This window comes from Bacillus sp. z33, from assembly GCF_058313615.1.
Map to the genome: position 1 here is coordinate 464,844 of NZ_JBZFQN010000001.1, position 25,520 is coordinate 490,363.

At 37.5% G+C, this 25,520-nt stretch carries 23 protein-coding genes; 3 read left to right on the top strand and 20 right to left on the bottom strand.

All coding sequences use genetic code 11. From position 1 onward, the window contains the following. Positions 1-6: 6 nt before the first annotated feature. From AC4G3L_RS02115 to AC4G3L_RS02130, 4 genes are all read right to left on the bottom strand, one after another. Positions 7-789 carry a hypothetical protein gene (locus AC4G3L_RS02115; RefSeq protein WP_491075323.1) on the bottom strand — a complete coding sequence of 261 codons (783 nt, stop codon included), beginning with the start codon at positions 787-789 and terminating at the stop codon, positions 7-9. A gap of 73 nt (positions 790-862) precedes the next feature. Further along, a complete protein-coding gene (locus tag AC4G3L_RS02120; RefSeq protein ID WP_491075324.1) occupies positions 863-2,767 on the bottom strand; it encodes an NAD-dependent epimerase/dehydratase family protein in 1,905 nt (634 codons plus the stop codon). Between the two features lie 77 nt (positions 2,768-2,844). Further along, positions 2,845-3,933 carry an acyltransferase family protein gene (locus AC4G3L_RS02125; protein WP_491075325.1) on the bottom strand — a complete coding sequence of 363 codons (1,089 nt, stop codon included), beginning with the start codon at positions 3,931-3,933 and terminating at the stop codon, positions 2,845-2,847. A gap of 902 nt (positions 3,934-4,835) precedes the next feature. After that, positions 4,836-5,171 carry a winged helix-turn-helix transcriptional regulator gene (locus tag AC4G3L_RS02130; protein WP_491075326.1) on the bottom strand — a complete coding sequence of 112 codons (336 nt, stop codon included), beginning with the start codon at positions 5,169-5,171 and terminating at the stop codon, positions 4,836-4,838. Between the two features lie 146 nt (positions 5,172-5,317). Here AC4G3L_RS02130 and AC4G3L_RS02135 point away from each other — a divergent pair, with 146 nt between their 5' ends. Then, a complete protein-coding gene (locus AC4G3L_RS02135) occupies positions 5,318-5,671 on the top strand; it encodes a DoxX family protein (RefSeq protein WP_491075327.1) in 354 nt (117 codons plus the stop codon). 269 nt (positions 5,672-5,940) lie between these two features. On the opposite strand, the gene AC4G3L_RS02140 is transcribed toward AC4G3L_RS02135, so the two are convergent. The 6 genes from AC4G3L_RS02140 to AC4G3L_RS02165 form a co-directional block, all read right to left on the bottom strand. Continuing rightward, a complete protein-coding gene (locus AC4G3L_RS02140; protein WP_491075328.1) occupies positions 5,941-6,111 on the bottom strand; it encodes a hypothetical protein in 171 nt (56 codons plus the stop codon). Between the two features lie 10 nt (positions 6,112-6,121). Next, on the bottom strand, positions 6,122-6,436 hold the full coding sequence (locus tag AC4G3L_RS02145; RefSeq protein WP_491075329.1) for a hypothetical protein: 315 nt from the start codon (positions 6,434-6,436) through the stop codon (positions 6,122-6,124). An 8-nt stretch (positions 6,437-6,444) separates the two neighbouring features. Next, entirely contained in the window at positions 6,445-6,663 is a 219-nt protein-coding gene (locus tag AC4G3L_RS02150) for a hypothetical protein (RefSeq protein WP_491075330.1), read from the bottom strand. 97 nt (positions 6,664-6,760) lie between these two features. Beyond that, positions 6,761-7,570, bottom strand: a complete 810-nt coding sequence (locus AC4G3L_RS02155) for an HAD family hydrolase (RefSeq protein ID WP_491075331.1) — start codon at positions 7,568-7,570, stop codon at positions 6,761-6,763. A 275-nt stretch (positions 7,571-7,845) separates the two neighbouring features. Beyond that, positions 7,846-9,285 (bottom strand): 6-phospho-beta-glucosidase BglA, encoded by a 1,440-nt coding sequence (gene bglA, locus AC4G3L_RS02160; RefSeq protein ID WP_491075332.1) that lies wholly within the window; start codon positions 9,283-9,285, stop codon positions 7,846-7,848. Positions 9,286-9,297: 12 nt separating this feature from the next. Beyond that, complete coding sequence (locus AC4G3L_RS02165; protein ID WP_491075333.1) at positions 9,298-11,193, bottom strand: beta-glucoside-specific PTS transporter subunit IIABC; 1,896 nt, start codon at positions 11,191-11,193, stop codon at positions 9,298-9,300. A 169-nt stretch (positions 11,194-11,362) separates the two neighbouring features. Between AC4G3L_RS02165 and AC4G3L_RS02170 the strand changes: the two genes are divergently transcribed. After that, positions 11,363-12,073, top strand: coding sequence for a GntR family transcriptional regulator (locus AC4G3L_RS02170; protein ID WP_491075334.1), 711 nt, complete (start codon positions 11,363-11,365; stop codon positions 12,071-12,073). A 606-nt stretch (positions 12,074-12,679) separates the two neighbouring features. On the opposite strand, the gene AC4G3L_RS02175 is transcribed toward AC4G3L_RS02170, so the two are convergent. The 8 genes from AC4G3L_RS02175 to AC4G3L_RS02210 form a co-directional block, all read right to left on the bottom strand. Then, positions 12,680-13,297, bottom strand: coding sequence for an NAD(P)-dependent oxidoreductase (locus tag AC4G3L_RS02175; protein WP_491075335.1), 618 nt, complete (start codon positions 13,295-13,297; stop codon positions 12,680-12,682). Positions 13,298-13,840: 543 nt separating this feature from the next. Further along, on the bottom strand, positions 13,841-15,271 hold the full coding sequence (locus tag AC4G3L_RS02180; protein ID WP_491075336.1) for a glycoside hydrolase family 1 protein: 1,431 nt from the start codon (positions 15,269-15,271) through the stop codon (positions 13,841-13,843). Between the two features lie 81 nt (positions 15,272-15,352). Then, a complete protein-coding gene (locus AC4G3L_RS02185; protein ID WP_491075337.1) occupies positions 15,353-16,264 on the bottom strand; it encodes an ROK family protein in 912 nt (303 codons plus the stop codon). 157 nt (positions 16,265-16,421) lie between these two features. Beyond that, complete coding sequence (locus AC4G3L_RS02190; RefSeq protein ID WP_491075338.1) at positions 16,422-17,426, bottom strand: LacI family DNA-binding transcriptional regulator; 1,005 nt, start codon at positions 17,424-17,426, stop codon at positions 16,422-16,424. Between the two features lie 71 nt (positions 17,427-17,497). Further along, positions 17,498-18,340 (bottom strand): carbohydrate ABC transporter permease, encoded by an 843-nt coding sequence (locus tag AC4G3L_RS02195; protein ID WP_491075339.1) that lies wholly within the window; start codon positions 18,338-18,340, stop codon positions 17,498-17,500. Continuing rightward, positions 18,337-19,296, bottom strand: coding sequence for a carbohydrate ABC transporter permease (locus AC4G3L_RS02200; RefSeq protein WP_491075340.1), 960 nt, complete (start codon positions 19,294-19,296; stop codon positions 18,337-18,339). Before AC4G3L_RS02200 ends, AC4G3L_RS02195 begins: the two co-directional genes overlap by 4 nt. Positions 19,297-19,382: 86 nt before the next feature. Then, positions 19,383-20,678, bottom strand: coding sequence for an ABC transporter substrate-binding protein (locus AC4G3L_RS02205; protein WP_491075341.1), 1,296 nt, complete (start codon positions 20,676-20,678; stop codon positions 19,383-19,385). A gap of 712 nt (positions 20,679-21,390) precedes the next feature. Next, on the bottom strand, positions 21,391-22,137 hold the full coding sequence (locus AC4G3L_RS02210) for an MBL fold metallo-hydrolase (protein WP_491075342.1): 747 nt from the start codon (positions 22,135-22,137) through the stop codon (positions 21,391-21,393). Between the two features lie 206 nt (positions 22,138-22,343). On the opposite strand from AC4G3L_RS02210, the gene AC4G3L_RS02215 reads away from it, so the two are divergent. Beyond that, positions 22,344-23,048, top strand: a complete 705-nt coding sequence (locus tag AC4G3L_RS02215) for a type 1 glutamine amidotransferase domain-containing protein (RefSeq protein WP_491075343.1) — start codon at positions 22,344-22,346, stop codon at positions 23,046-23,048. 65 nt (positions 23,049-23,113) lie between these two features. On the opposite strand, the gene trhA is transcribed toward AC4G3L_RS02215, so the two are convergent. Together trhA and AC4G3L_RS02225 are read right to left on the bottom strand one after the other, a co-directional pair. Beyond that, positions 23,114-23,758 (bottom strand): PAQR family membrane homeostasis protein TrhA, encoded by a 645-nt coding sequence (gene trhA, locus AC4G3L_RS02220; RefSeq protein WP_491075344.1) that lies wholly within the window; start codon positions 23,756-23,758, stop codon positions 23,114-23,116. Between the two features lie 67 nt (positions 23,759-23,825). Continuing rightward, entirely contained in the window at positions 23,826-25,283 is a 1,458-nt protein-coding gene (locus AC4G3L_RS02225; RefSeq protein ID WP_491075345.1) for an NAD(P)H-hydrate dehydratase, read from the bottom strand. Positions 25,284-25,520 lie beyond the last annotated feature (237 nt).

The following is a 25,520-nucleotide window of genomic DNA, read 5'->3' on the forward strand; positions in this document are numbered from 1 at the left end:
ATCCTCCTACGTCCAAAAGTGAAGGGCATTTATCCCCGTTGGCGATAATTGAATTGGCCTCCTCTTCAACTTATTCATAATTTCATAAAGTTTTTTCGAATTTTGCATGGTATAAGATACTTTCATAGCTAATAAATAGGGAACCTCATCATCAGGAAATTCTTCCATAAATAGCTGACTATAATACAGGGATTTTTCTAAATCCCCTATTTCCAAATCACAATTAATTTTTTCAACAAAGTGCTTTTTGCAACGAACAGGGCTTTCCAACAAACGATCCAGAAGCTCTGATAACTGGAACCGGTATTTCATTTTGGTCTCTTGATCAACCATATTACTGTCTACATATTTTTTTAATGTTTCTGCGTATCTATCCATCGCTTCAAAATTGGTCGGATTCTCTTCAATTCTTTTATTCAATCCGTGAAGGGAGGTAACAAATTTCTTCTGAATTTCCATAATGGCTGTAGCAGCATAATGCGCTGTTTCCTTGTCATCACTTTTAGTTGCTTTAAATAGGATATCGATATCGTTTATTCCATCTTTTAGACTATCAATAAGCATACTTCTTTTATGGTGATTATCATTAGAAAGCAAGACTTCCTGGAACGAGATAATATTGATTTCCCGCTCCACATCGATCTTGCTGCTTGGAAAAGACGAAAATAAAAACTCCTTAGCGCTTTCCCCACTACTTTCATGTTGGAAATTCTTTGACCTTTTAAATAGCAAATAGGATAGGGCATATCCAAGAACCGGGATGAAGATTATAATAATCGCTTTAATCACCCTATTCTCCCTATTGTTCAGCAATAAATAGCTGACATAACAGAGACAAAAAAGATAATACAAAATGAACCACTTAAACATTGGCTATCACCTTATTGGATATTTGATTATTTACGCCCTTATTTTCCATCATGTACTGGTGCTCATAAGCGCAATTCAAGGATGAGGAAATTAGGTCTCCTAATGTGTTTAACATGTTAATGTAAAATATGGACAGTTGTTCAAACCTTAACCCTTCCACACAGATTACACCAGACACCTTGCCATTTACACGCACTGGAACAATTACTGATGGGTGACCCTCTACCAATGTTTTATTGACAAATGTCTTCCCATTTTTTAAAACATCTTTAAAATATGCTTTATGCTCTACATTAAGGATCTCATCTAGTTCAAAATATTCTGATTTCTCTTGCAATCGTAATTCACCAGTTGATAAGTTGAAAATATAGAAAGCGACTTTCTTTGTCTTCAGGATATTTTCCACAATATGAATCGAAGACTCGTAGATTTCATGCGGTTCAAGACTATTCAAACCCTTCATAATTCTAGATACCGTTCCCACACTATTATCTGTATAAAGAATTTGGTTTTGAAGTTCTTCTTTAACCTTCATTGCATCCTCGTATGTTGTATGTAAGAATTGATATTTTTCCTTAATCTCTGCTGCCTCATTTTGATAATTCATAAGAAGGGTTTCCTTTTTATCCAGTACATAACGTATTGCCACTCCGGCAAATATGTATACACTCACATGCACAAGTGAACTTGGGTCAATAAGCATGGAAATAATATCTCTTCCTAATGATATTTTTTCAGCCACGAACCAGATTGTTGCCATACCAATAGATAAAACGGATTGAGCCTTGCCGAATAGGAAGGATGCCATGATGATATATACAAGTTGATAGTCGACCATATAATAATGGACACCCACCACATCACTGATTAAATATACCATTACGAGCAATCCTATATTCTCTAGATATGGAAGTAAAAGATTGTACCGGTTAAGCCACTCTGGCATTTTTATTTTTCTTTTCTTTTTTTCTTTTTTTGGGACACTCTTATTTTCATTAAACCAATGGTAGGTTTTTGCCAAACCATCCTTGTAAGTATGAAATGGTTCCCAATCCAAATCACCCTTAATTTTTGTATTATCCAGGCGTGAATGCTTTATGTCCCCTTGCCGTTCGTTTTCATAGTTTACATTCTTTATGTCAGCAAATTCTCCGATAGTTTCAATTAGCTGATTCACACTGATCCCAGTATTCGTTGATAGGTTGTAGATCCCTGATAGGTCTTTTTCAACTCCCCTGTAAATGGCTTCTGCTACATCTTGCACATAGATAAAGTCCCTTGTTTGCTCCCCATCACCGTAGATAGTTAAATCTTTTCCTTGAGCAGCCCTTTGGATAAAAATCGAGACAACTCCACCCTCGCCAATTGTTCCCTGTCTTGGACCATATACATTTGAAAACCGATAACAAAGGGTATCAAGGCCAAAGATTTCATTCCACTTTTCGCAATACATTTCGCCCACCCATTTATTCATTCCGTAAGGAGATACTGGATCACATTGTGAATTTTCCTTTAATGGTATTTCTTCATTCAATCCGTATACCGCAGCTGATGAGGAAAAAACAACTTTATTTGCTCCATATTTTTTTGCAAGATTGAGCATGTTTGAAATACCGAGTACATTGTATTTTGAATCAATATAGGGGTCATCCATCGATACCGCCACATTTACCTGTGCAGCCAAATGAATCACAACATCAAACTTAAACTTTTTAAAAATTTCCTCACACTTTGGGTCTTCTGCATTAACTTGGTAGAATACATGATTGAATTTTACATTTTCACTATTGCCTGAAGATAAGTTATCTATAATGTGCACCTCATGTCCTTCCATAGTAAACATCTCACCAACAAAAGAACCAATAAATCCATAGCCACCAGTAATTAATACCCTCAAGTTCTCACCCCAAAATTTAGTATTGAGCCCTATCTAGAAAATGACCTGTATTTGAATAGCTCTTATCCATTGCAACTTTAATACTTAACGACAACTGTTTTGATTCCTTTGATTCTGATTCTCCTACCCAGCAGAAGCTTCTTAAGCATGTTAATTAATGGTTTCTCAAGATGAGAATGCACGAGACATCCGATACTGACCATAATGATAAAGAGAATTACGCTTAAAACCCATCCCCCAAAAGCTTGGTAAACATAATACCTGCTAAACATTTCATTAAAAAAATCCAATGGCATATTATGTGATAAATAGATTGAAAAAGTTGCATTTCCTAAATAGTTCAAGTATCTTGGAATACGTATATCCTTCTTAAGATCTATTGATGCAATCCCTATAATAAGAAGAATGGACATAAAGCCAGTCCCAAGATCAAAGTTGATATCGTAAATTGGATTCAATGAGTTTCGCCACATAAAAGGAAATCCCAGTATGCCTGTTATCGTGAACAAAAGCGATAAGAACCAATTGATCCTAACATGCGTTACAAAATATGCGGCACACATCCCTCCAAGCAGGATAAGATTAATCTCGTTAAAGATAAATCCAGTAATAAAATTGGTAACCGGAATGTAACCAAGGAAAACGGCGACACACATTCCTCCCCAAATGGCTAAAATGGCTTTTCCTAACCTAGGCTTAGGCATGAATGAAAGAGAAAACATTAAATAAAAAAGAATCGTAAATTTCAATGACCAGGCAGCAATTAGAATTGGAGGATCGTCACTTGGATTTGGACTGAGCAAAAAAGATGAAATGATTGTACCAAGCTTCGTTTCATGTCCTGCTCCATACCATGGATACAAAAGTAAAAAAGGTAGCAAAAACATCGTTAAAATCCAATAAAGCGGATATATTCGTATAAACCGATTAATAAAGTAATTCTTCAATTGTTTCGGTTGGCCAAAATTGTGTTGGTAAACGTAATACATCATAAAACCCGAGAGTGCAAAGAAGTAACTCACCCCACCCGACATAGGAAGTTGGTATAATCCAAGCAAATTAAAATCATAGTATTCATGCATGGATAAAGATAAGTGAAATAGCATTACCACAATAGGTACGAACGCTCGGGAAAATTGAATCATATTTAATCTCTTTCTTGCCATTAATCCACCTCCCAATTAAACTAATTGTTTACCTAGACCCAGTCATTTTTTTGTTCTCAATAAAGAACTTGGACTTAATGATATGCCATATTGTAAAATCTTACAATATTTTTTATCTTTATTTTTTGCACTTGAGTAGGATGACAGCATCTAAAACTTTATAAAAATAAATAAACAATCTGACCTCTTTCTATTGAGGCTTTCTCCTCTCACACCATTTAAGTCGTTCATGAGCTTTTTATGCTTATATAGCATAGAAATAAATCTTCTCTCCGAATTCAGATTAGGATAAATTTTGTTCCTTTCTTAATTTAATAATGCTAAATTTCATTATCAACAAATATATACATACAATTTTACTCATATAACGAACAAATTAATTCTCGAAGAGCATCAAATTTAAGCGATAATACTACAAAATCTTCCCATTAATTTCTAAGTCATTTATACTATTCTTGGTTTTTCATTAAAAAAAGACTGATTTATACACTTGTATTAATCAACCTTTAAATTTTTGGCAATTATTCGTTTTCTATGTAATTTAGTAATACTTTATGTCAGATTTTATTGAAAAAACAATTGGTGAAACTCCTCATAAAAATAAGATGTCCTCATAACTGAGAGCATCTTTTTTAGATTAATAGGATAGGAGAGCTTCAAAAACATTAATTTATGATACGGTTCTCCGCGATGTATCTAAATGAGATTCTGATATCAATTCTAACTCGTAAGGAATACAGACCAAAATCAGTTCGAACTGCTGTAATATCGGTTCACTATTGGCTATTATCGATCCATTTTTAACTTAGGTCGATCATTATCAACTAACTAAGAATCATCTCTCTTAGTCTTGTAAAATACGTTTACATGCCCAGGGTAATGGTTAGTTAATCATTCTCGGACTAACCCTTTTCTCCGTACAGCACATTCATGTGCTCCATATGTATCTCTCCCCAATCATTCATCGCCTGTAATACCGTACTTAAACTTTTCCCATATTCTGAAATCGAATATTCAACTTTTGGTGGAATTTGATTATAAACTTTGCGATGCACAATATCGTTATACTCAAGTTCTCGTAATTGTTGGGTTAACATCTTTTTATTTATGTTTGGTATTGCCTTTTGAAGTTCACCAAATCTCATTGTTCCATTCGATATAAGCTGAAGAAGAATGACTGGTTTCCATTTACCAATTAAAATTTCTAGTGCAGATTCAAATTTACAATATTGTTTCATTTAAACGCCCATCTCCCTTTTATTGCGTAAGGTTACTTTTTATTTACTATGTTTAAATAAAGTGCCTACTTCCTTAACTTGGTTATTCTCAGCTATTATACATTTAGAGGGTATAAAATATGAACTTAGGAGGTTAGTATTGTTCAATGAATATGCTAATATCGATCATTCAATGTCTAGTTGCACTGGTATTTATCTACTCAGGGTGGTTAAAAGCCATTCAATATGAAAAAGCCAGAAAATCCTGGGGATGGGTAAATGAGGTTCCAAAACAGTTGGTCATCTTTATTGGGGTAGCAGAATTATTAGGGGCCCTTGGCATTATCCTCCCACAAGCGCTAAATATTGTACCTATATTAACACCGATTGCTGCTTTTGGACTTGCAACAACCGTACTACTTGGAGCCTTATTTCATGTAATACGTAAGGAATATCGGGAGATCACTATGAACATTGTTTTATTTGCATTAACCTTAATGATTGCAATTTATTATATCTAAGATAGATAAAGTTTTTTTAATTTATGATCACTTGATATTTCGTTCTTATAAAACTTCATCCATTTTTTACTACGAAATGTTTGGATCTTTTTAACCTTTATAGAAAAATAGATGAGATTTATCCTGTTTAGATAGGTCTCATCTTTTTTACAACTATTCATAGGAGGAAAATCTCATTTACTTATGATACGGTTCACCCTCTCGTATCCCAAAGCAGGCCTCGCCGCATTTTCATTTCATTATATTTGCAATACCTTAGAACTTTAAAGCTATTTAATTAAATTCTCTGTTTTCATTTCACTAATCACATCATCTATACAATGTTCTGCTTCTTTAAATGACTTGCTGCTTGTCCAATCTGACTTTGAAACTAAAAAAATAAAGTTGCTGCGTCCTGCCCCAGCTGCTTCTCCCCAGTCTAAAAGTAGTTCATTATTCAAATAAAAGGCATCAAATAAAACTTTTTGCCTCAAGGCTTTCAAACGGTTTAATTATAGGCTCATAAAATTGTTCGAGTTTCTGTTGAAATTCTTTAAATAAGAATTGTAGCTTCTCCTCTTTTAGGGGCCATTCTCTGCCTAAAAAAATATCGTAATTTAAAAAGGCAAATTGTGAACTTTTAGGCTTAACAGTTGAATCCAAGGCTAAAAAGATATAGTGGAATTCCATTTGACCAAAAGGAACATTATACCTTTTGGCTATTCGAGTTCTTGCTTCCAAAGATTCATAACGTTTGGTCTGTTCAACCCCCTCAGAAGCACCCATCTTATTTTCTATAATAATAAGTTTCGATTATTGCTTAGTGCTCGAATCACAATGTCAGGTGTACCAATTCTCTCCCCTATGCCAACACGTGTATCAATATCGAAGACAGTATTTTGATCTGTCTGAATACCAGATTCATATAAAAATTGAATTAAAAATTCCTCTGAATCCTTAAAACAATTAACAAGAAAATCTGTGATCGTATCTTCTCTATAAAAAATATTCAATGTAATTCTCCCTATTTGTTTTTTATAAAAAAATCCGCAAAAGTGCCGATTAGTTAAGTTTTTAAACCGTTTGCCGATAATGGCTCCCTCAATATTCTTAATGCTTATTTTCCTGTAATGATAAAAGATGTATGATTGTTTTCATAACAGCGTCTTCTTCATTGGATCGCGTTATAAAATTGGCTGCATCCTTTAATTTATCAACCGCATTTCGTACTGCAAAGCTGTAGGTGCTGCGAGTCATGAGCTCTATATCATTGTACCCGTCTCCGAAAGCCATCGTTTCTTCCGGAGTAATATTCAAAATTTGTTGCAGATGTTTAACGGTCGTACCCTTATGTACATTCGTATTGGCAATATCAATCCAAGCTTCTTCAGAAGCGATAATATATGCCGACTCAAAAAATCGGGATAATTTTTCCCTGGTTTCAAAACTTTTGAGTGCCGGATCATGAATGGTTATCTTAACAAAATCCTCTGTTACTTCTTTAAAATCAGATACATGCCTTACTTGTGCATAAGACCTCCTGACGATTGCTGCTTCTTCAGGAGATAAATGATCTTTTATAAATGCACCGGATCTCGTACATGCAATAATGGTATGGTCCAGGCTTATTTCTTCAAGTAAACGAATGATTTCCTGTCCCAATTTATTGCTTAACAGTGATTCATAAACAAATACCCCATTATGCTTGATCCGAGTAGCACTGTCCCCCAGAATCCATAAATCATCTGCATCCTCGCCAAATAACTCTTCTACCCGTTCGCATTGCTTACCGGTGACAGGAGCAAAAACAACACCTTTTTCTTTCATAATCTTTTTTACATCCTTGTACAATTCCCTGTTAAAGTCACCGCTATTATTCAAAAATGTACCATCCATGTCCGTCAACACTAATTTAATCATTACATTGCCTCCTGTGGAATACCATTCTATATAGCTATGGTTTACAAGCTCTTACATAGTTAAGAGAATCTATAATTCTGTAAGAAGCAATATATTGAATGCCAGTTTACCCAACGATTTTCAATTAAAAACCTGTATAAATAGGTATTATTTATACAGGTTTTTTAAGTAATCATTCAGTCTAATAGTATTAACTTATATCAAATACTTTAAGGTATACCATACATTGATTCAATCCATTATTCAGTTAATTGAGCAACCTACATCCATCTTATTTATAGAACTCCACCATTGGTTTCAATCACCTTTTTGTACCAATCAAATGAATCCTTCTTAAAGCGCTTCATTGTTCCTCTTCCTTCGTTATCACGGTCAACATAGATCATGCCATAACGCTTTTTCATTTCACCAGTTGTGAAGGATACGATGTCAATGATGCCCCATGGTGTATATCCTATTAAATCCACACCATCATAGGCAACCGCTTTTTCTAAAGCCTCAATATGCGATCTTAAATACTCAATTCTTGCAGCATCATGAACGGAACCGTCCTCTTCCATTACATCTACTGCACCAAAACCGTTTTCTACGATAAACAAAGGAATTTGATAACGGTCGTATAAACGGTTTAAAGTATAACGCAATCCTGTCGGGTCAATAGCCCAGCCCCAGTCACTTTCTTTGATATAAGGATTCTCCACACCATTCTGCAAACCGCCATTCACTATATCCCCTATATTATCCTTTTTAACATCACTTTTTACAGTTGTGGACATATAGTAGCTGAATCCAAGGTAATCAACGATACCATTACGGAGAATTTCTTCATCTCCATCTTCCATTTTGATATCGTAACCTTCACGTTCAAATTCTTTCATCGCATAAGCAGGATAATAGCCACGAACCTGTACATCCGGGAAGAAATAACGCTGGCGCATTTCTTCTTCCGCAAGCATAATATCTTCAGGATTGCAGGAATAAGGATAAATCGGTACATGCGATACCATCGCACCAATCTGGAACTCAGGATTAATTTCCTTCCCTTTCGCAACCGCCAAGGCACTTGCCACTAACTCATGATGCGCAGTTTGATACATAACCTCTTTGGCATTCTCGCCTTCCTTCAGCATCACACCTGAGTTGGTCCATAAGAAAAGCGGATTGTTTACATCCATTTGGTTATTGATTTCATTAAACGTCATCCAATAGTTCACTTTATCCTTGTAGCGCCTGAAGCACGTTTCTGCAAATTTCACAAAATAATCTACTACTGCACGATTGCGGAAACCTCCATATTCTCTGGCCAGATGCAAAGGCATTTCAAAATGAGATAAAGTGATTACTGGCTGAATACCATATTTCAGCAATTCATCAAATACATTATCATAGAATTGAAGACCCGCTTCATTTGGTTCAGCTTCATCTCCATTCGGGAAAATACGACTCCATCCAATCGACGTCCGTAAACATTTCAATCCCATTTCTGCAAACAACGCTATATCTTCCTTATAATGATGGTAAAAATCAATCGCTTCATGGTTCGGGTAAAATCCGTTTTCCTCAATGGTATCTGTAATTTTTCTAGGAACGCCGTGAGCTCCGGCAGTCATGACATCAACTACACTTGGCCCCTTGCCTCCCTCATTCCAGCCACCTTCAAATTGGTGGGCAGCTAAAGCGCCACCCCATAGAAAACCTTTTGGTAATTTATCCATTTCAATTTCCTCCTATTTTACAACTGTGAATAATTTCTGATTTGATGATAGTAGTGTTTGATTATTTTCACTGATAATTTTTTGGAATGATTGTGTGTTTGTAATGATGACCGGTGTAATTGTTTTTAGACCATGACTTTCTATCAATTCCTTATTAAACTCCATTAAAATATCATTCTGATGAAATTTATCTCCTTCCTTCACTTTCAAATCAAATGGCGTTCCTTCTAGTTTGACGGTATCCAGACCAATATGAACGAGCACTTCAACACCAGTCTCCGAACGGAGCCCAATAGCGTGATTAGTCGGCGCTACCATCACAACCGTTCCGTCAAACGGGCCATATAATTTGTTATCAGATGGCTCAATTGCAATTCCTTCACCCATCGCACCAGAACTGAATACCGGATCTGGTACCTCTGATAATGGAATTACTGTTCCGCTAAGCGGTGAATAGATAACTTCTTCATTTAAATCAGGCTGGCTCATGGCACCGTTTTGTTCAACAGATTTATTCCCACCGTCTGCTTGTTTGGCTGTATCATCGCCATAGCCAAAAATTTGAATCAATATAATAGGAAGAATAATCGCAATCGCTACGCCGATTAATATTCCCCAGATAGATGTTGGGAATTTTTCATTAATTCCGTTTACAATCGTTAACGGACCCGGCAGCCCTGCATAAGCAAAGTAATATGGTTTAAAAAAGCTTGCAACGATGGCCCCGATTGCGCCGGAAATACATCCAAATATAAACGGTTTCTTGAATCTTAAGGTAACACCATAAATTGCAGGCTCAGTAATCCCGAAAATTCCGGTAATTCCAGCCGAAATACTGACTTTTTTAACCTCTTGGCTCTTCGCTTTTAGATAGACCCCAAGAACTGCACCAACTTGCGCGATAACAGCTATGGTTTGATAGGCTTGAAAGGAATCGCGGCCATATAAATCAAAGTTTGCCATAACCATTGGTGTAACTCCCCAATGGACTCCAAAAATAACAATTACCTGCCAGAAGCCTCCAATAATTGCTCCTGCCAGTACTGGAACATGTTCTGCTAAGAAATTATATCCGTTTGCAATTCCGTTTGCCCCTAGAGTTGTAAGCGGACCGATTAAGAGAATCGTTAACGGTACCATAACGACCATACAGATTAGTGGCACAAATAATGGTTTAATCACATCATTCATACGTTTGTTTAGAAATTTTTCAAGATATGACATTATCCAGACTAAAAACAATGGCGGAAGCACAGACGATGTATAAGTAGTTTCCGATAAAGCAATACCTAAAAATGTAATCGACTTTCCATCTGCAATTTGCGCAGCCATCTCGGCCCATGTTGGACTGACTAGTGCGGCAACACTGGCAACCGCTATAAACGTATTTGTCTTAAAATGTTTCGAGGCAGTAATAGCGATAAATATTGGTAGAAAAGTAAACGGCGCCCAAGACATAAAGCTTAACACTTGATATGTGCCTGTATTGGCGAAGCCGTCAAAAAATAGATTGATAATAATCAATACACCCTGCAAAATACCCGCTGCTGCTAAGACATAGATAAAAGGAGCGAACACAGCTGACATGGTTGCAATAATACGATTTAAAATTGTTCCCTTATTTCCATTTTCCTCATTAGTAGTTTCAATGTTTACAAGATTGATAAATTCCTCGTAGACATCGCCGACATGCTGCCCAATGACTATTTGAAATTGACCATTGTTTTCAACAACGGTAATGACCCCTGGTAATGAGGCAACCTCATCTTTTGCTTTTGGATTGGACCTTTTTAATACTAAACGCAATCTTGTTGCACAACGTGTTACACCAACGATATTATCTTCCCCACCCACAGCTGCCAAAATGTCTTTCGCCAGTTGCGGATAATCCCTCACTTTTGCTGACATATTCTGTCCTCCTTAATTTATACTTCCAAGAAAAATTGTTTACGGTTTCATTATAATTGTACATGTATAATTTGGCAATAACGGTATAATTTTAATTTAAAGATAATATATGTATTTTCATTATGCTATAATTGGCGTAAACAAAAAAAAACAATTAGAGGATACAAGAATGTTAAAATACCAACAGATTGCGAATGAAATAGAAAAATATATTGAGGATCATAATCTCCAGCAAGGTCATAAGCTACCGGTTCTGGAAGCATTAATAAAACAGCATGGAGTGAGCAAGAGTACGATTATAAAATCTTTAGATCTCCTAGAAAAAAAGGGGGTAGTTTTTCAAGTCCGTGGCAGCGGCATCTTTGTAAGACGGCATAAAAGGAAGGGTTATATCAACCTACTTACCAACCAAGGGTTTAAAAAAGACCTCGAGGATTCTCAATTAACAACGAAGGTTATTAAATTAGAAGTTGTAAAACCGACACAAGAGATGATGGATAACTTAAACATCGGACCAGATAATGATGTCTATCATGTCAAACGAATTCGCTACATTAACGGAGAGACGTTATGTATTGAGCACTCTTATTTTAATAAAGAGATTATTAGTTATTTAAATAAAGAAATTGTTTCCGAATCAATATTTAATTATATTCGTGAAGGGCTCGGACTGAAAATTGGATATACGGATTTGTTCCTTCATGCGGGTATATTAGACGGAGAAGAAGCAGAGCTTTTAGGGTTAGAAACCAACGATCCTAAGTTCTGTATCGAAAGTATTTTCCATTTAACAAACGGTCAGCCATTCGACTTTTCAAAAGTTACCTATAACTACAAAAAGTCCTATTTCTTTACTCAGGCTAACGGCCAGTTACTGTAGAAGTTTAGGGATTAAAAATAAGCATATTCAATATAAAACTTTGAATAGCCACCATAATCGTTTATAACTTGCCTTGAGGTTCATGTGTAGCTATCAATGTACTAAATACGTATTATGAGGGAGGGGACTACTCAAATGGAATATGCGAAACTTGGAAAATACAGGATTAAATGAATCTCATCTTTGTCTTGGGAGTATGGGATCTGGAGATATGTTTACAATATATAGTCATATTGTAAAATTTCCGCAAGCTTAACCAATACTTCTAACCACTTTGTTTGAACGTTCTAAGAAAAAAGAGCAGTCATCAAACTAATTGTTAAGATGACTGCTCCTTAAATGCTTTTAGAACATTTACTAATAAATGCCTATTTAGTTTATCATTACTGTTCAAAATGGTACTACCCATGTTCAACATGTAACTATTTCCGCTAGGATATGTGATAGAAGGCATAAAACAACTACTTATAGCTAAGCAGGATTCATCTACTAAATGCGTTTTTTAATAGACGCCTTTTTTAGAGACTTAATAAAACTACTGCTGTTTTGAAAATACCTTAATTCAACCATCATTCTACTATTAAAAAGTGCGCGTTATGTAACTACTCAAGTAGAAATTCCAATTGATGTATGATCATAACTTCTATCTCGTAATGCTTTTACGATAAAATGGGCTACGTCAGCACGTGGGATTGACCTTGATTTCTCTGGTACACTTGTTGTAGATTCTCTGTACTTCCCTGTAAAAGGATGATCTGTTAGCCCCATCGGTCTCACAATTGTATAGTTGAGTCCACTTGCTTGAATGCAATCAACTGCAGCTCGGTGATCTATTAGAGGATTCTTGAGCATTCTCATAACTAATTTTCCACTTAACCCCGATAATTCTTTATGGACTCCTGCAGATGCAGTGTAGATAATTCGTTCTACATTATGCTCCTTCATACCAGTAACAATATTTTTAATCATCTCTTGAAGCTCAGTCGACTTTTTCATTCCTTGGCTTGAACCTAAACATGATACGACAGCATCCTGACCCGCAATCGCTTCTGAGACTTCCCCTTGATTAAAGGCATTTCCTTGTATAATCTTTAAATTTTCATGTGAAAAGTCTAGCTTTGATGGAGTACGTACAAAGGCCGTTACTTCAAAACCAGCCTCAATTCCTTGACGCACAACAGATTGACCTACACCACCTGTTGCCCCAAAAACGATAATTTTCATAACAATCCACCTTTCTACCTCATTATCATACCATCATTCTTAGATTGCTCACTTTCGGACCATGACTTTATTATTTTTAAGCCATTCTATAGAAACAATAAAAATTGTTATCAATATAATGAAAATGATTGCTTTTTTGTTTATTAGTTTAATATGACATATCTACTTGCACTTGATGGACCTAATAATTTAATAATATTGTTGTCCCTCCATTTTTTCAATTCCCACTACTTAAGAAATTTACGCTTCGTAATATTCATCGTTTTAATTTGTACACAATCTGAATATGGGAAAAGATAAAACTCAAAGTGATGGTTTTCGTTGATATAGCCTTCAAACTGTTGCTAAAAAATGGATATTCTATCTTTTCACTTCTGTAATTCATATATCGGTGTTTTAATTAGGCCCAAAATATCAACCCAATACACCTGCAGCCTACCAGATGGAAACAGATCCTTTCGATTTGCCAAAGATGTTTTAATCCTACAGCAACAAGACAAATTTGATTGCAAAAAAAGAAAGCGAAGATAATGCTTCGCTTTCCTAAATTCCATTCGATTCAATGACTTGCTTGTACCAATAGAAGCTATCCTTTTTAATACGGCGCAGGTCATGGGTTCCTTCTTCGTGCTGATTGACATATACGAATCCGTAGCGTTTTTGGAAACCATTTAGCCAGCTTAACAGATCCGTGAAGGACCAGACACAATAGCCAATCACTTCGGCACCATCGGAAATGGCGTCTTGAATTGCTTTCACATGAGCCTGAAGGTACTCAATCCGGTAATCATCATGGATTTGGTCATGGTCCTCTACCTTATCAAATGCACCGAGTCCATTTTCACTTATCAATACCGGCAAATCATATCGGTTTGTGATTCGGCGTAGCGCAGTTCTCAGTCCTTGCGGATCAATATTCCAATCCCAATTCGTCCGTTCCAGGTTGGGATTCTTCGTAGTTTTGTATAGTCCTGGAATTCCAGAATCCTTTGATGTACCTTTGATACCCGTCGTATTCATTTCCCCGGCACCCACCCCGTCTTCTAATGGGTTCATCTCAAATGTCGTGCTTTGATAATAGTTTAAGCCCATAAAGTCTGGTTTGCCTTCTCGTAATAAAGCAAAGTCACCTTCTTCCACTTCCGGTGCTAGACCTTCTTCCGCTAAATAGTTCCACGCAGCCTTCGGGTATTTCCCCCAAGTATAGATATCCATCCACCAATGGCTGTTCAGCTCCTCAGCATTCTCTGCAGCCAAAATATCTTCTGGCTTTGAAGAAGCCGGGTAAGCTGGTCCATAAGCAAAGCTCGGACCAATCTGACCATCCGGAACATAGTGACGGAACGCTTTGATGACACTGGCATTGGCCAGATTTGCGTGATGATTCACCTGATAGAACAGCTTCTTATCTTTTACACCCGGCGGATGCGATCCTTTTTCATATCCATGGCTTGTAAAAATATTTTGTTCATTTAAGCTGACCCAGTACTTCACACGGTCTCCAAAGCGTTTAAAACATTCCACGCTATAATTCGTAAAGTCCTCAATGATTCTTCGGGACTCCCAACCGCCATATTCGTCCTGCAGTGCCTGCGGCAAATCCCAATGGTACAAGGTTAAGATAGGCTCAATTTGATATTTACGCAGCTCATTAATCAAATCATCATAAAAAGCGAGGCCCTGCTCGTTGATCTCACCTCTTCCGTTCGGAAAAATACGCGGCCATGATACAGAAAAGCGGTAAGCCTTTAACCCCATTTCTGCCATTAAACGGACATCTTCCTTATAACGATGATAGTGGTCTACTGCCACATCTCCCGTCGTCCCTTTATAGGTCTTACCTGGAATACGTACAAACTGGTCCCAATTACTAATCCCTTTCCCGTCTATATCCCATGCCCCTTCAATTTGATAGGCAGCGGAAGCCGCTCCCCATAAAAAGTCTGTCGGAAATGGTTTTACTGTTTTATACATAATTGTTTTAGTCTCCCTTCCGTCAAATGTTGCCTCATTTCTTTTATTACAAAGTCACTGAGACACTCTCGCAATCTAGCTTCAAACCAGAATGGAGTCCTTCTGCCGCTGTAAAAAATGGTACAAAGCACCGATTAGATTAGAGTCATTTCCAAACTGACATCTTTCGACTTTGACTGTTAATCCCTCTGTGTCATATTTCATTTCGTTTAATGTTTCATTAATCTTATCGATAAACCCCTCACGATGACTAATTGCACCACCAATCAAAATCTTCTCCGGATCAAGAATAAATTGTAAATTATAGATGCCCACAGCAAGCCGCCGCATAAATTTATCAATCTCGTTCTGTACTTCCGTATCTCCATTTTCTGCAAGCTCAAATATCATTTTACCGTTAAGAACATCGGGGTCCATGCTTTTCCGTTTAGCCACCTGCTTAATCAATCCGCCAACGGCTGCCAACGTACTATAGGTTTCCGCTGGTTGAGTTCCCAGATAGTTCTCCATCATCATATAGCCAAATTCTCCGGCAAACCCATTTTTTCCATGCCTAATCTTCTTATCAAGGACCACTGCACCGCCAACTCCGGTACCAATTACAATACAAAGATAATCCTTTACATCCTTTGCCGCACCAATCCAGCCTTCTGCCAGTCCAGCACAATTTGCATCATTTTCCAATTCAACCGGTAACTCTGTGCGTTCCTGAAGAAGGTCTTTCATATTGGGACCATGAATATAAGGAAGAGCTGTAATCCCCTCAATCATTCCTGTTTCAATATTCACAGCACCCGGCATACTCACAGCCAGACCTTTTAACTGATACTTTTTATCAAACTCTTTAACGATTGAATCGACCGTATCCATAAATTTGGTGAGACTCTTTTTAGGAGTAGGAAGGGAGGATTTTTCAATAAAGCAACCCGTTTCGTCCATAAGAGCATATTTAATGGCAGAACCTCCAACATCAAGTACCACGTAGTAATTCACCACAAAACCTCCAGTCACCCATTTTTTACAAATAAGCTGCTTCTTCCGTTTTATCGTATTTAAATCAAATAATCTTAAATAGACATCTTTTGTTTTATTTAAAATAGATTCTTGTTTATACCTGTACCTGGGAAGCTCAGAATACGGGAGAATTGTTTCAACATGATTCCCGAATAATTAATTCTGAGTCAATAAATACTGGTTTTAATTGGGATCTGTCATTAATTAAATCATCGAGCATATAGGCAGATAATTTACCAAATTTCTCTTTATCCTGTTTCACCGTTGTTAATTTTGGATGACTATAACGGCAAGCTGCAATATCATCACAGCCAATTAACCGGATATCCTCCGGACAGTTTAAGCCTGCTTCTTTAATCGCTTGCAATGCTCCAAGTGCCATCATATCTGATGTCGCAAAAATAGCCTCAGGTAAGGTTTTAGATTGAAGTATTTGCTTCATTGCCACATACCCGCTTTCCTCGTGAAAATCACCGTACTGAATCCAGTCCTCACGAATCTCTAGACCAAATTGATTCAGCGCTTCCAGGAAACCTTGTTTGCGAAAGATCGAAACAGGAGAATCAAATTTGCCGCCAATAAAACCGATTTTTTTAATGGCATTAAGATAGAGATACTCCACTACTTTTCTCGACAACCCTAAATTATCCGTCATAATGTAACTTGCTTTAGGTCCTTTTAATTCAATATCGATTCCAATACATGGTAGACCGTCTAAGGCTAAAGCGTAGGTGGATTCCTCTACTTCTTCACCCGCAATAATTAAACAGCCATCCACATTAAAATGCCGGCATCTTGCCAAATAACTACCATTATCCGATTGAAAGTTTTCGTTTGAAAACATTAAAATATCGTATCCTAGTAAACCTATATTTTTTTTGAATGAAGAGATAACCTCATTGAAATAAGGATGGGTCATATCTACGTTAATTCTTCCTGCATAAATTAACCCAATTAGATTTGATTTTTTCGTTGCTAGGGATCTAGCGGAAAAATTGGGCTCGTAACCATTTTGGTTAATGATATCCATAACCTTTTTCTTCGTTTTTTCACTTATTCCCTCGTAATTATTAAGGACCTTTGAAACGGTACCCTGAGAAACATTGGCCATTTGCGCTATATCTTTAATGGTTAAATTCATGTAAATCCCTTCTAAATCCGAGTCATATAGTATTATCCAATTAGAGTAATAGGAGTTTTAATAGCGATTGTTTATTTAACAGAGCCTTCCGTAATACTAGAAATAAATAATTTATTAAAGAATAAGAATACTAGTAACAGAGGAACTGTTGCCCAAAATACTCCTGACATAATCATTCCAAAGTCCACATTATGTGTATTGCTTAATTGGGCCAATGCTACCTGAATGGTATAGTTTTCAGGATCCCTTAATACAGTGAACTGCCATAAGAACTCACCCCATACTGCCGTGAACACAATAATACCCAATGTTGCAAATGCAGGAAGCGTAATCGGCACGATGATACTGCGATAAATTCTAAAATTAGAACAGCCATCTAATTTTGCTGCTTCAATAAGCTCATCAGGAACCGATTTACTAATATATTGCCTCATGAGGAATATTCCCAAAGGATTTAAAAAGAAAAGCACCATTACACCTGGTAAGGTATCAAGCATGCCAGCCTTTGATATAAGGAAATATTGTGGGATTAAACCCAGTTGCGGCGGAATAATCATCGTTAGCAAAATTGCGACAAATAGTACATTTTTTCCCCGGAACGTAAACTTTGCAAATGCAAAACCGGCCAATGAACTAATGAATAGTACAACGATGGTTACGATGGCACAAATGACAAAAGAGTTCCACATTGAACCGAAGAAATCAATTTGATTTAATACCTTTTTAAAATTTTCAACTAACATATTCCCCGGTGTAAGGGTGGGAGGAATCGAGTTAAAGGCCGAGCTTGGACTAGTCGCCATTACAAACATCCAATAAAACGGGAACAAGGATAATAAGGAGGAGATGCCCAGTAAGCCATAAACTAATAGTTTGCTTATGGAAAATTTCCTTACTTTTTTATTTTTAGTCATTGCCCACCCCTCCTTTTTCTTCCAACTCCAGAAGTTACGTATACATTGATTGCTGCAATCACTGAGATTAATACCAGCAAAATAATAGCTGTTGCAGAAGCAGTGCCAAAGGATTGCAATCTGAAAGCATCACGATACAGGTACATAACAATCGTCATAGCTTCATCTCTTGTAAAGGCACCTGTTCCCATAAAGATAGTAGGCTCGGAAAACAGCTGCAAAGCTCCAACGGTAGAAGTAAAGACCGTCAGTATAATAAATGGTTTTAACAATGGAACCGTTATGTAACGAAACTGTTGCGTTTTATTTGCTCCATCAATCGTGGCGGCTTCATACAATTCATTGGGAATACTCTGAATTCCTGCTAGGTAAATGATCGTATTATAGCCAACCCATCGCCAAAAGACCATAATGGATATCGCAATTTTCGTTCCCCATTCTGAACTTGCCCAGCTTACTGGATCAAGACCTGCTAAACTAAGAACATAATTGGCTAAGGAGGATTCATGATTACTGAACAGCACACTGAAAATCAGGGCTACCGCAACCATTGATGTAATATAGGGCATAAAAATAGTGACTCTGAAGAAGTTTTTAAATCTTAGGAAGGCAAGATTTAACAGATAAGCAAAAATGATTCCAAACACAATTTGCGGAGCCGTGCCCATAATGCCCATAACAATCGTATTGTAAACAGCCTTCCAAAATAGAGGGTCTGTTAAAACAACCTTAAAATTATCCAACCCCACTGAGACCATGGGACTGAGACCATTCCACTTTTGAAACGCTAAATAAATACTGAAAATCATCGGATACAAACCAATAATCGCAAAAATGATAAAGAAAGGAGCAATGTATAAATAAGCGGAATACATATCTTTTTTAGCCTCAGACATAGCTCGCTTCTTTTTAACTTTGATTTCGTTCATACTAGGATTCGCTTTCACTGGATCCATTTCTACACCTCTTTTCTTATCAAAGATGGGAGCGGCGTTTCCATGAAAATTACGCCGATTCCCACCTTATTAGTAATTTATTAAAATTACCTGCTCAATAAGCCTTTGGAGCGCTTAACGGCAGCTTTCCATTCTTTTTCAGGATCCGTTCCTTTATTTTGAACGTTCTTTAAGCCATTCAGTACTTCTGAATAGATTGGAAAGTATTTTTCCCCTTTATAAACAGCTCCACTGATATCTTGTGCTGCTTTAGCAAATACCGGTGCTGTTGCTTGACCGCCAAAGAAGGCATCTTCGTTTGTTTTGAAAGCGTCCATTTCATATACAGATTGTGCGGAAGGGAAAAGTCCCTTGTCTTGGAAGGATTTCAGTTGATTGTCTGGAGAAACTAACCATGAAGTAAATTTATATGCTTCTTTTGCATTTTTCGTTTCGCTTGGTATGGAGATGAATGAACCACCCCAGTTTGCCGCAAATTCAGATGGCAATGTCGCAACTCTCCATTTACCGGAAGCTTCTTGCGCATTCCCTTCCATCCAGCCTTTTAACCAGCCAGCACCTAATTCAGCAGCAAATTCACCTTTATTTACAGCATTTGCCCACTCCGGTGACCACATTTCAAATTTACCGACAATACCCATTTCATTCAATTTCACAGCATAATCATAAGCTTCTTTAACGGCGTTACCATCCTCTTCAATCAATAACTCCCCTTTAGAATTAAGGAATGTTGTCTCTGCACCATCCAAGTAAGCTCTGAATGCCATTTCAATACTATCTATGAATACTTTGCCTGTTTTTTCCTTCACTTTCACACCAGCTTCTTCAAAAGCTTTTGGTGAATTAATCAGCGTGGCTACTTCCTCAGGATCTGTTGGAAGACCCGCAGCTTCAAATAAATCTGCACGATAGTACAAGGCTTTCGGTCCAATATCTGTTGGCAGACCAATCAAGAAATCTCCACTATCATTCTCACCTGTTTTCCATTTCCAATCTAAGTATTGATCCTGAATATCTTTTGCACCAAGATCATATAAGTTTTCAAAGCGATCCTGTGCACCTTTAAAACGGTCCAGTTGGTCAATTTCCAACATCGTGATATCAGGCGCTCCGCCTCCAGCAGATAAAGCGGTGAATAAAGCATCATGGTGATCTGCTGTTTCAGCTGCTCTTACTTTAATATTGACGTTTGGATTTTCCTTCTCATATTCCTTCGCAAGATCCTCATAATTCGTAGCTCCAAATGTCCAGAAATCCAAGGTAACTTTTTCTCCGCTTTTACCACCGTTTGAAGAAGTCTTTTCATCATCCTTACATGCTGCTAATGAGAATACCAATGCCGTAGATAATCCGATCGTAGCCAGTTTTTTAAAACTTTTCATTTATGAAACCCCCTTATAATTGTTTTGTCTGCCGTACACCGAATCCAAAATGGCTATTATAAATTCTTATCCTTTCCTACCTCCTTTACCATGCTATTCTCTAAAAATATGATAATAGCTCCACTACAGAGAAACCGGTTTCCTAAAAAGTACAATTGTTATGTAAATAATACATAATGAAACCGCTTTCAACATGATTATAAATCCAAACAAATAGAAAATCAACCACTTATTGGAAATTTAATAAGCAATTTGGGAAATCGCTTTCGTTAAAGCTCCTCTTAACCTAAAAATCAAATGGGTATTATTTAATGCCTAGAAAGCTAGCCTCAATATCCTATGTTCTTTTTCGTAGATAACGGCTCTTTAAATTGCAAAGGCTATTGATTCCAGGGAGCTTCATGCCACTATGGTTATTAAAAATGATAGAAACAAACTGTAATATACTGATATGAATGATGGAGTTCGCCGTGGTTTTTAGTATAATAGTTTCAATTTTATCTCTATAATTTTAAGATAGGCTCCCTGCAGTTTATGTGTGAGTAGTTCCTATCAAAAATTCCTCCTGCACGGAGAAACCTGATACTCTCATGAATATATGAAAGAAGCGCCAGGATATCATTCCTAACGCTTCTTCATCGTCTGAGAGAAAACAAACCTTTATTTTTCTTTTCGTTCTGGTGGGTCTGCCTAAACACCACCAAGAAATGGCTTAATTACGAGCAATTAATTCTTTGATTTTCTGATTAATATCTCCACGCATTAGCCCGCCGTGATAACAGACAACATTCTCGATATCAAAAGGTGTAAACTTCTCTAATGATTGAAGAGCCTGCTCCATGTTTACCGTGGAATACGGTGAGGAAGGTTGGAGTTCACCGTTATGGATTACTAAAGCATCACTCGCTATCAACGTCTTACTTGCATGATGATACAGACTAACATGGCCTGGCGTGTGACCCGGCGTATGAATGACCGACAGCCCTCCTCCCATTGGAAGTTTCATTCCATCCGCCAATAGTTGCTTCACATTTGGCTTGGACGACCTTATAAAGACATTTTCGAACGATATGCGTACTTCGTCCGGTAATGATGCTAACTCTGCAGTAAGATTCTCAGGTGGGAACTTTAAAAGGCCAACTTTTCCATCAATTGTATCTCGATCATCTTCATGAGCGTAGACATCGAATGATTCCTCCCCCAATGCATCTAAGAATCCTGGAAAACCTCCAATATGGTCTATGTCCTGATGCGTAAGAATGATAGCTCGAAGTGGTTTCTTAGATATTCCAGCTTGCTCAACATACGAGATGATATCTTCAGCTAAACCGGGCATACCCGTATCAATTAACGTCCAATCGTCCTTATCATTTACGATTACAGGGTGAATCATCATAGAGCGTCCATTAAGCTTCATTTCCAATTCCAACATTTCTAACCCATCCGCAATACGCATCATCTTTGCCAATCCCGGTACAAAGACCGAGCCTCGGCACACCTCCTTATTTTAGGAATATTTTAACATTATTAACAAACTAGGTATACTGCTTTCACTAAACGGATTAATTAACTCTTTTCACCACTTCCTTTTTTTACAACCCCTAACAATAGGTCAAGTGAGTCAATTTATGTTAAAATTACACTTTATAGATGGGAGGAATTATGATGGTCAAAAAGAAAATATTGGCAGTTGTTACGAGCCATGGATATATGAAAAATGAAAAAAATAAAACAGGTTTATGGTTAAGTGAACTTGTACATTTTTATGATTGTCTAAAACTTGCAGGGTATGAGGTTGATATTGTCAGTACAATGGGTGGCAAAGTACCTCTGGATCCAAAAAGCCTTCTCCCTGTTTTGCTGGATAATAGGACAAAGGAATACTATTTGGATCCGTACTTTATCAGTAGATTGGATAAAACCATTTCGATTGATGAGGTTAAGGCTGATGAATATAGCTGTATCTATTTTGCAGGCGGGCATGGCACGATGTGGGACTTCCCTAACCAGTCCAGTATTCAAAAACTGACTGCTGAAATCTATGAAAATGGCGGGGTCGTTTCGGCTGTTTGCCACGGGCCTGCTGCTTTATTAAATGTTGAATTATCAGATGGGACTCATCTATTGGAAGGAAAAACAGTAACCGGTTATACAAATATGGAAGAAACGATTATGTTTGCAGCGAACAATATACCGTTTAAGCTTCAAAATGAGTTATCCGCTAAAGCAGGAAAATTCACAAAATCAGCTATTCCCTTCACCTCACATGTGGTAGAAAATGAGCGAGTAATCACAGGGCAAAATCCACAAAGTGCACGTGCAGTAGGTGAGATGACTTTACGCTTCTTACAAAATCGCAGAACCTATTAAAAAATGTCGATTCAAACTCCAAACCTTTGTTGGAGTATTGAATCGACATTTTTTATGATTTAGATTTACATAGGCAAAACATACAAAAAGATGGATAAAAAGTGGAGGATTGAAGCAACCAATACCATCAAATGCCAAATTGCATGGTGATAAGGAAACCCCCTCCATACATAAAAGATGCTACCTACGGTGTATAATAAACCGCCATACACCAGCATCATTAATCCAGTTGGTGGAACCGCCATTTTCAAAGGCTCCCAAGCTACAATAATCAACCAACCCATTACGATATAAATCATAGTAGAGAGAACGACAAATTTTCTTAGAAAAAGAGCTTTAAAAATAATTCCAGCTATTGCTAAAGTCCAAATGATTGCCAATAATGTATACCCTGTCTTACCTCCAATTGCAATGACTGCATAAGGTGTATATGTCCCTGCAATAAACAAATAGATGGAGGCATGATCAAAAAGTTCCATAACCATTTTGACTTTTCCTTCAGGAAATGCATGTGTCAGAGTCGAAAATGTAAAAAGCATCAGCATCGATATTCCGTAAATTAGAACTACCGATAGTCTATCTTCAGCTCCATTCGTTACAGAAAAAGTAATCATTAAAATGAGAGCTGCAAAGGATAAAGCTGCCCCAATGCCGTGCGTAATTGCGTTTACAATTTCCTCTTTTTGGGTGTATGTATAGACACGATTCATCATTATGCTCCTTTCTCTGTTGTTATTTGTCTATTCCCGCTTTTTTACTAACTTAATACCTAATTAACTATTTTTTAAGTTTTAATTTTTTTATTAGATAGGGCCAAACCTCCATAATGTCGGTTGCAAGCATTGCACTCGGCTCACGGTCATTTGCCCAATATTCTGATGATTTCCCGTGTAGGAAAACAGCATTCGCCACTGCTGAAGAATAGGATGCTGGCCCACCTTGGCACATTAACCCTAAAATGATGCCGAGCAATGTATCACCCGAGCCTCCTTTTGAGAGTCCACGATTACCCGTTTGATTGATATATCCAGTTCCATCAGGAAAAGCAATGACCGTATTTACTCCCTTTAAAACGACCGTCACCTCATGTTCAATCGCATAGTCACGCGCTACCGTGATGCGGTTTTCATTGATCCACTTAGCAGATAAACCCGTTATTCGTGCCATTTCACCAGGATGCGGTGTCAGAATAATGGGTGCCTGTCGCCCCTTTGGATACTCTCTTTTTTGGAGAGCTGCCGCGTCTAGAATAAGAGGCAGATCTGACTGCTCCAGCAAAAACTGTACTTTATTCTCCAAATGACTATCATGATCTAAGCCCGGTCCAATTGCTGCAGCTTTCATACTGGATAATTGTTTATTCTCTTTTAATTGTTGAAGCGGTTGATACCAATAGGTTGCTTCAGGAAGCCTCTGACAAATGATAGTTGATACACTTTTATCAGTTGCAATCGTCAGTTTCCCTATACCGGAACGCATAGCACCGAGTCCGGCCAAAATTGCACATCCTGGCATCTCTCCACTTCCAGCAATTAACAACCCGGTTCCAAATGACCCTTTGTGCGGATTATTGGGTAAAGCGGGCCAGGTTTTTCTGACATCATCCTCTTCCCACACTCTCCAGCCCGATTGCTGGATTAATCCAATATCAAGAGATTTAACTGTGCCGTAATAGTCAGTCGAGGGTACTAAAAAAGCGGAAGGTTTAATTCCATGTAAGCATAAAGTGTAATCTGCTTTAAAAGCTGTCATTACATTTCCTCTATCTGCTTCTACACCGGATGGGATATCTACCGCAATTTTCAATGCTTTGGATTGATTCCAATAGGCCAGCACTCGCTCTGCTTCATCCGATAATGGTGGTTTGAAACCAATTCCAAAAAGCCCATCTACCAGAACATCATATTCATTTTCAATTGTTTGGGTGTATGGATATCCACAAGTAATAAAATAAGAAAAATGTCGCTGAGCGACTTCAGACTTAGGCAGTCCAAACGGTAAGATAAGCCTTGCCTTGTATCCGTAGTTCAATAACAGTCTCGCAAGGACAATCGCATCTCCTCCATTATTTCCATTCCCGGCGAGTATACCAATCTCATCTTCTTTATGGATTAGATTCGTTACTTCTCTGAACAAAGCCTGCCCGGAATTTTCCATCAAAGTAAAGATAGATAACCCGTCTGCCGCGGCTTTACTGTCTATTTTTCTAATTTCATTCGAAAAATAAATATTCATCAATGGACACCTCTCTTCTACTTCTACTTTTAGTATACAACAATAGCATCGAGCAATTTAAGCGATATGACATGTATCCAGGAACTTTGAGTGAGGATAGAGGTGGGATAGGTGCCTGATAGCCGGGGGATAGTCGCTTCATAGCCGGGGGATAGTCGCTTCATAGCCAGGACATAGTGGGGCTTTGGCCAGCCTTTCACACGCCTTTGACCCGGGATAGCGGGTGCATAGCCGCTT